Here is a 7,540-nt window from a genome sequence, read left to right as displayed (position 1 = left end):
ACTGGCTCTCCCTCTCTTTTTATGTTCACTGCGGATCGGGGAGGGAGAGACAAAGACTGGCTCTCCCTCTCTTTTTATGTTCACTGCGGATCGGGAGCTGAAGTTCCCTCTCTTTTCATAGTTCAGGTAGTCGGGAAGATCGGCCAGACCAGCACATCCTGTACTTGCGAGTAATGCAGCAGTGGCGCTTGCTCCGGGAGTGGAAAGCGAGCCGCAAGCGTCATCGAGTTATAGAGGATCTCCATTCGCGCCTTCTGTAACTCCCAGGGGCGATGATGGATATGAGCCCGCAGGATTTTCTGGCGTCCGATCACGGTATAGAGGCAATAGCGCTCAAGCAGCCAGTAGTCTAGCGTGCCACGTTCTGCCTGAAAGATTGCCGGGTGTGGTTGATAGCGGGCGATAAAGGTAGCCGGGAGTCCCTTTGGATCAGTGCGCACGCTGCTGTAAAAGAACAAGTTCCCTCTCTGTTCGCTATGCATTCGTGCCTTGAAATAGGGCAAAGAGTAGACATGCCGCGCCAGCAGTACCATCAGTGGATTGCTTGCATCCAGACTGAAAAAATAGATACCGGGTATTCCATTGGCAATCACATAGGTTCTGACGTTGAGCTCGTAGCTATCGGAGAGCGCAGGTATTGGCGGGAAGCCCCGTGGCGCAACATGTGACATGGAGAATGGAGTGATCGTCAGCCAGCATTGATCCTCGAACGTGTCAAGTGAGAGCGCGGAAGGGACAAAGGGCCGGAGCTCCTCGGGCGTCAGTGACCAGTGTGCGAAGAGAACATCCTTCCATCGCTGCGTCATAATCCACGCACCTGAATGCAGCGGAAACGGTCGATGCTCAACTGATTGTAGAATCTCTGCGGTTTGCATTGCTCCTTCCTTTTCCCTGTGCTGAGAACATAGGTTATAGAAAGTAGCACGCCTATCTCACTCAAAATGTCTCAGATGGGCTACTTTTCACGTTCTCGTGCTTCTGGATGGTTGCCTGTGGTTTGGCTGTTCCGTTGCTGCCCCATAGTAATTGTAAGGTTGCTATCAGAACGACCTTTCCTCTTTTTATGGAATTCAGTATGCTTTCTATAGCATTTATTGACCAGGCGTGCTTGAAGAAAGAAGAGGAAAAGGCCATGAGTTTACATGAAGAGATGAGGATGAATGAGCTGGAAATTGAGATGAACTCGCTGGAAATCTCTGAATGCGGCCTGGAAGCAAGCAAGACGAGGGAACTGGACAGCGAGTTCTGGACGGAGCCCGATCACATCTCTGATATTCCCCGGTTCGATGAACTGGACCTCGAAGAGCTCATCCGTGTCGGGATCGTGGATGACGAGTTGATTGATGATAGCGTGGGTGAGGATGCCTACAAGGATGACCTCTATATGGCGATGCCGATGCCGGTCAGGGGCAAAACCATCGGCGAGCGAGCGGTGCGACTGGCGATACGGCAGAAGGGGTATCGGGAACAGGGAGGTCCCGACTGTAATAAGTTCTCGCGCTACTTCGGGCACAGATGTCAGCCCTGGTGTGCGGACTTTGTTTCCTGGGCGCTTGATGCCGCCGGACATCAGAATAAGCAACTGCCCTGGGATAATCCTTCCCTGGTGACAAGCATCTACGCATGGGGCAAGAAGCATCGCAGTCTGGTGGAGGCACCACGCCCGGGTGACATCTTCCTGATCAGGAATAAGCGAGCTTCACATGCGGGCTTTGTGGTCTCAGTACAGGCCAGCAGAGGTACCTTTACCTCGATTGAGGGCAACACCATGCGCGGCAAAGATAGGCGTCTGCTCTGGGTATGGAGCCACAGGCGCGAGATGAAGCGCTTCAAGTTCGTACGCCCGACCAGCCTGGAAATGCGGCATCCTCCATACAAATAGTGTGCGCCCGATTCGTTGTGTGACACGGAGCGTCAGAGAGGGATCTATCTTCCCTCCCTGGCGCTTTTTCTCTTATTTCTCGACAAAAACAATATCGAGAAGATCGACCTGAAAACGAACCGTTTGATTCTGTTGCAGGATCAGATCACTGAGCGGAATTTCCAGCGCATCCTGGATGACCACCATATCATTCTCATCGCGTGATGATTGCGATATCCAGACCAACCAGTCTGGCAGATTGCCATCATAGCCGTTCTCAACATCTTTCAGATAGTCGGTACAGCGGCGAAAGAGCTTGGGGAGAAGAAGCTGTCCCTGGGGACCGATGGAGTCCTGATTGACCAGTTGAAAACTGTTTGTCTGATCCTCGCGCCAGACGCCCTTAAGGTCTGAACGGGCCTGAACTGCGGCGTCACGGAGCAGGCGGCGGTGCTCAATATACGTGGAGGTGTAGGTTGTATAATAGGCGGTCCCCTCTCTCAACAGAGTGAAGTTGAGTGTTTGTTGAAGCAGTGTGGGGTCAAGTAGAGTCCATGTACCATCCTGAAGGCCGTCTGCAAGCGGACCTATCAGGATATAGGAGATCGGACGGCCATTGACCTCTGCGGCCTGCGTCAGAATCGCGCCTGGAATGTGCAGCGGGGTGGAATCGGTCACGCGATGCTGCTCGTAAACGATATTCTGGAAGCCAAGCCATGCCAGGAGCGTATCACGAGACCACTCGCCAAGCGGCTGCATATGTGTGCCATAATGGAGCTCGGGCGCGTCCACCCCTTCGAGGCGGAGCTGCACGCTTCCATCCCGAGAGACCTTGATGCGATAGGCACGTTGCAACAGCCTGTAGAGCTCCAGATTGTGGGCAATGAAGCGGAGAGAATCGCCATCCGGTTTTTTCCCCTTGATCACAAAGTCCCCTTTGATCGCAAGGTAGTAGGGTGATGCCACAGGTCATACTCCTTTCTACGCCGGGTATACTGTTCCCTCGGTCCGGTCTCTATCTAGATATAGTGTACCTGTGTGGAGAAAAAACCAGACAAAAAGCTCCTGTCCGCTGAGCAGCAGGAGCTGGAAGTGTAGCAGCGCTTACAGGTCGCTGACGGCCTCTTTAAAGCGCCGAATTGCCTCTATATGCTGATCGATTGAGGTATATCCGGCGTTCATCGTGCTAAAGCACAGGTGGGTGGCTCCGGCGTCGCGCCAGCCTTCCGCGAGGCGTCGCCACGTATCGGGAGTGCCGTCGGTGGCGTTGATGCGGCCCTCGATGCCAAGCGTAGAGGGATCACGGCCAGCCTCCTGAAAATAGCGACGCAGGCGCTCCAGGGTGGGCTTGTTCTGCTCGGGCGTGCCCTGTGGGAACCATCCATCACCCAGGCGGGCAAGACGACGGAGAACCGGTTCAGCGCTGCCGCCAAGCCAGAGCGGGATAGGGCGAGTGAGCGGCATGGGATTTAAACCGACGTCGTTTAACGTGATATATTTGCCATGATAGGTCACGGTTTCCTGTGTCCAGAGCAGACGGAGCGCCTCCATTTGCTCGTTCATGATGCGCCCACGCTCGTTGAAGTTGACGCCGAGCGCCTCAAATTCGGCGGGAATCCAGCCCACGCCGATGCCCAGGCGGAACTTTCCCTTTGTCAGAATATCTATCTCTGCCGCTTGCTTGGCGACCAGCGCTGTTTGTCGCTGCGGCAGGATAATCACCGCGGGTACAAGCTCCATCTCGGTTAGCGCTGCCAGATAGCCAAACAGGACGAATGGCTCATGAAAGAGCTGGCGCCCATAGGCATAGGTATCGGGATGGCTTGGCCCGGTAGTTACCACGTGATCATAGGCGACCATATGCTGAAAGCCCAGATCGTTCGCAGCCTGTGTATAGGCACGAATCGTGCCGGTGTCTGTTCCACTCTCGGTCTGTGGGAAAACAACCCCTATTTGTACCATTGTAATGCTTCTTTCCTTTCCAGCAGAACAGAGGAGATAAACGAGTATTACAGGATACAATCTCCTCTTTCTTAGAAACGGAAAAGATGGAGTGTTTATTCCGAATAGGCTTTCAGCGTGGTCAAACTGAAGAAAAAGTGAAATCAGAGATGAGGTTTGGTCGAGAAGGAAAAATGATACGCTCTGTCCAGCAACGGCTCTTTTTATCGATTGCACTCTATTCCTCTGTTCCTTTCGGTGCATCTTTTTTCAGAAATATGTCTATCGCATGTCTATCGCCAGCCGCGCTATCGTATATCGGTGCGTGGGCTCTCTATGATCGGTGCATCCACCTGGCTCGGAGGTGGCACGAATACGGGCCCGGGCGGTCTTGCCTCCCGGGAGATGCTGCGAGCGCACCGCTTGAGACGAATGGGAGGTGTTGCCGGAGCGGCTTTTGTGGCCGGTTGAGCGCTTGTATGTCTCTCAAAACGCAAAAAAATGAAGCAATCTTATGCATTTGTAGCAGGTGTTGCAACCGTGAAGTCATACCTGCATTTATTGTAGAGCCCTGCATATATAGAGAAGCACACCTCAAGGATGGGAAGGAGAAGAGGCGATCCGTTGAGTATGCCCCTTTTGTGGTTATGGTAGAAATAGTTATAGAGATGCCACTGAGCAGAGGGAATACCTCTTCTGGCTCAGGGAAAAGTGAAAAGAGTTTGCCAGTTCTTTCTTCAGGGAATGAATCTAATCATGCCGAAATTGCAATGTAGCGTGAACGGACTCATGTGAGAGTTCTCCGACGCGCTCATACAAGCTCTAGAGCCGATGGAGATGGTTTCGGGTGTGGTACTGGTAGAGCTTTTTGTACATGATATATTTTAATCGAGCGATGGTGAAGATCGAATGAGGTAAGTTCGATCAAGTACGCTCAAGCTATTTCATAAAGTCGTTGAATCTGGAGTTCACGCAGCAGAAAGAATACATGTTGAGTTGCGTAAGGAAAAGAATTCATAGCAGTACCAGTTCAGTTGCTATGGGTTCGAGACACAAGCAAGAGCAAGGAACGCGTATAGAATGGGAATGGATCTGTATGTGTAACTTTTTCCCATTTTGCTTCGTGCAGGGATGAAATGAAGCTGGTATAGAGGGGTGTTCATGGAAAAGTCAAAACGCATCATTTTCCGCGAGGTAGCCTTGCAGCGCTATCTCCAGCGACAGGAGAAGCAGGTATTACCACGCCTGATGATCCCGCTGGTGTTCAAGTTTCTCTGGGTAGCGCTGGCCCTGCTACTTCTGGGGCTGTTTCTGATAACGCAAGAGATTCATGCTTTGCTTGGGGGGTAAGCAATGCGAAAAGTAGATCAGGAGCAGGCAACCAGAGGAGACGAAGGGTCAAAACAAGCCCGTTTGCCTGTTGAGCAACAGAAAGGTATTCAACACGCTCTGCGGACCTTTTCAGGAAAGTTGCCATTCAGACGGAGAGTGCCAGAAATCTTGCAGTTGAGCACAGTCGAGTGTGGCGCGGCCTGTCTGGCAATGATTCTGAGTTACTATGGGCGCAAGACAAGCGTCATGGAGATCCGGGAGCGATGCGGCATCGGGCGGGGAGGTGCTTCGGCCCATACCCTGGTGAAGGCTGCACAGAGCTACAACTTACGGGTACGAGCGCTCTCCTTGCAGAAGAGTGACTTTCGCTACCTCCCGCTCCCTGCTATCGTACACTGGAATTTCAACCATTTCCTGGTGCTGGAACGCTGGACGCCGCGTTATGTCGATGTGGTTGATCCTGCGGTCGGGCGTAGCCGGATGACTCAGGAGGAATTCGATGAGGGATTCACCGGAGTTGTGCTGTTGCTTGAGCCCGGAGTGCACTTTGACCGTACGCCTGGCGTGGGTCAGATCAAGCTTCGCTCGTATATCGCGAATCTTGCCCGGAAAGCGCCGGGGATGCTGGTTCAGGTCTTGCTGGCGTCGTTTCTGGTGCAGGTGCTTGGCTTGAGTGTGCCCGCGTTGACCAAGCTGATGGTTGACCGTGTCATCCCGTTGCAGCAGCAGTCTGTGATGGTCTGGATGGCTGCCGGCATTCTGGTGCTGTTCCTTGCTCAGTTGGTCACGACGACGCTGCGGGCGCTCGTGCTGGTCTACTTACAGGCGCGTGTGGATATACAAATGATGGTAGGCTTTTTCGAGCATCTGTTGCAGCTTCCACTGCGCTTTTTCCAGCAACGTTCAAGTGGTGATATTATTGCACGTTTAAATAGTAATACCGTTGTGCGCGATACGCTGAGCAAGCAGCTCATCTCTACCATTCTTGATGGAAGCATGGTGACAGGATATCTGTTCATCCTGTTCTGGCAGTCGCCCATATTTGGTGTGCTGGGTCTGGGGATCGGCGCGTTACAAATGCTGATTTTCATGCTGACAAGACGACGACTGCACTACCTTTCGTCCTGTGAGCTGGCTGCCCAGGGAAAAACATACGGATATGCTGCCGAGACCTTGACTGGTATTGAGTCGTTGAAAGCCGCTGGAGCGGAACAACAGGCGTTGCAGCGCTGGTCGAACAGCTTCTTTCAGGAGTTGAACGCCTCCATTCGGCGCAATCTGCTCTCGTCTGTCTCGGAGATGGTGCGCTCCCTGACAACGACCCTGGCGCCGCTGGCCCTGCTCTGGACCGGAACCATGCTTGTGCTGCATGGCTCGATGCAGGTGGGAACGATGTTAGCGCTCAATTCGTTGACCGTGGCGTTTCTGACTCCACTCTCATCGTTGATGGTGAGCGGCCAGACCATCCAGCTCGTTTATTCGCACCTTGAGCGTATCGCCGACGTGATGCGCGAGAAGCCGGAGCAAGATGAACAGGAAGTCTTTCTTCCGCCCAAACTGAGTGGACGCGTGACATTGCAACATGTGAGTTTTCGCTATGACGTGGCCTCAGAGGACGTGCTGAAAGATATCAACCTGGAAATTCAGCCCGGGCAGACTGTGGCAATCGTGGGGCGAACCGGGTCAGGGAAGAGCACCTTTGGCAAACTGCTCCTGGGGCTGTATCAGCCGACCAAAGGCGAGATTCTCTACGACGGGATCCCGTTGCAGCGGATGAACTATCAGGCCGTACGGGCGCAGTTTGGAGCAGTGATGCAGGATGCCGTTATTTTCAGCGGTTCTGTAAGACAGAATATCTCGTTCAACAACCCTGATATGAACATGGATCAGGTGGTCTGGGCGGCGCATCTGGCGGCCCTGCATGAGGACATCGTGAACCTGCCAATGGGCTATGAGACGCCAGTGGCAGAGGGTGGAAGTGTCCTTTCTGGCGGACAGCGACAGCGTCTTGCGATTGCGCGAGCACTGGCCCATCAACCGGCCCTGTTGCTTCTGGATGAGGCGACCAGTTCGCTAGATGTCGGGACTGAGCGCCGGGTTGCGCGAAATATTAGCAAGCTGCCCTGTACCAAGTTTATCATCGCTCATCGCTTGAGCACCGTCAAAGATGCAGACATTATACTTGTGCTTGAACGAGGACGTATCATGGAGTATGGAACGCATAATGAGCTGTTACAGCGTGGAGGTGTGTATACGCGCCTGATACGTCACCAGCTTGCAACCGGTGAAATTATGGAAGATACCGGCCGTGGAATGTTGGGGGATCAGGGAGGGGATACTTTCAGGGAAGTCTAAACATGCCGACAGCACGTGCATACATACTGTCGAGCGTTCGGCAGGCTTTCA

Annotated in this window: 7 protein-coding genes; 4 read left to right on the top strand and 3 right to left on the bottom strand. The window is 53.2% G+C overall.

All coding sequences use genetic code 11. The features are described 5' to 3' along the window. Positions 1 to 122: 122 nt before the first annotated feature. Positions 123 to 875, bottom strand: a complete 753-nt coding sequence (locus EI42_RS06520; RefSeq protein ID WP_111320070.1) for a YqjF family protein — start codon at positions 873 to 875, stop codon at positions 123 to 125. 257 nt (positions 876 to 1,132) lie between these two features. Here EI42_RS06520 and EI42_RS06515 point away from each other — a divergent pair, with 257 nt between their 5' ends. Continuing rightward, complete coding sequence (locus tag EI42_RS06515; RefSeq protein WP_170142412.1) at positions 1,133 to 1,882, top strand: CHAP domain-containing protein; 750 nt, start codon at positions 1,133 to 1,135, stop codon at positions 1,880 to 1,882. A gap of 72 nt (positions 1,883 to 1,954) precedes the next feature. Here the strand turns inward: EI42_RS06515 and EI42_RS06510 are convergent, their stop codons facing one another. Beyond that, positions 1,955 to 2,827 (bottom strand): thermonuclease family protein, encoded by an 873-nt coding sequence (locus EI42_RS06510; RefSeq protein ID WP_111320066.1) that lies wholly within the window; start codon positions 2,825 to 2,827, stop codon positions 1,955 to 1,957. Positions 2,828 to 2,965: 138 nt separating this feature from the next. Next, a complete protein-coding gene (locus EI42_RS06505; RefSeq protein ID WP_111320064.1) occupies positions 2,966 to 3,823 on the bottom strand; it encodes an LLM class F420-dependent oxidoreductase in 858 nt (285 codons plus the stop codon). A gap of 237 nt (positions 3,824 to 4,060) precedes the next feature. Here EI42_RS06505 and EI42_RS33125 point away from each other — a divergent pair, with 237 nt between their 5' ends. The 3 genes from EI42_RS33125 to EI42_RS06495 all read left to right on the top strand — a co-directional run bounded on the left by EI42_RS33125 (position 4,061) and on the right by EI42_RS06495 (position 7,489). Continuing rightward, on the top strand, positions 4,061 to 4,273 hold the full coding sequence (locus EI42_RS33125) for a hypothetical protein (RefSeq protein ID WP_211326054.1): 213 nt from the start codon (positions 4,061 to 4,063) through the stop codon (positions 4,271 to 4,273). Positions 4,274 to 4,963: 690 nt separating this feature from the next. Then, positions 4,964 to 5,152, top strand: a complete 189-nt coding sequence (locus EI42_RS06500) for a hypothetical protein (RefSeq protein WP_111320062.1) — start codon at positions 4,964 to 4,966, stop codon at positions 5,150 to 5,152. 3 nt (positions 5,153 to 5,155) lie between these two features. After that, positions 5,156 to 7,489 (top strand): peptidase domain-containing ABC transporter, encoded by a 2,334-nt coding sequence (locus EI42_RS06495; protein WP_111320060.1) that lies wholly within the window; start codon positions 5,156 to 5,158, stop codon positions 7,487 to 7,489. The last annotated feature ends 51 nt before the right edge of the window (positions 7,490 to 7,540 follow it).

Source organism: Thermosporothrix hazakensis, assembly GCF_003253565.1.
GTDB lineage: Bacteria > Chloroflexota > Ktedonobacteria > Ktedonobacterales > Ktedonobacteraceae > Thermosporothrix > Thermosporothrix hazakensis.
This window is presented reverse-complemented; position numbering and strand designations above follow the sequence as displayed.

Bases quoted from the DNA above. Each gene is read 5' to 3' on its own strand.
- EI42_RS06520 (WP_111320070.1), bottom strand. From the start codon at position 875: ATGCAAACCGCAGAGATTCTACAATCAGTTGAGCATCGACCGTTTCCG.
- EI42_RS06515 (WP_170142412.1), top strand. From the start codon at position 1,133: ATGAGTTTACATGAAGAGATGAGGATGAATGAGCTGGAAATTGAGATG.
- EI42_RS06505 (WP_111320064.1), bottom strand. From the start codon at position 3,823: ATGGTACAAATAGGGGTTGTTTTCCCACAGACCGAGAGTGGAACAGAC.
- EI42_RS06500 (WP_111320062.1), top strand. From the start codon at position 4,964: ATGGAAAAGTCAAAACGCATCATTTTCCGCGAGGTAGCCTTGCAGCGC.
- EI42_RS06495 (WP_111320060.1), top strand. From the start codon at position 5,156: ATGCGAAAAGTAGATCAGGAGCAGGCAACCAGAGGAGACGAAGGGTCA.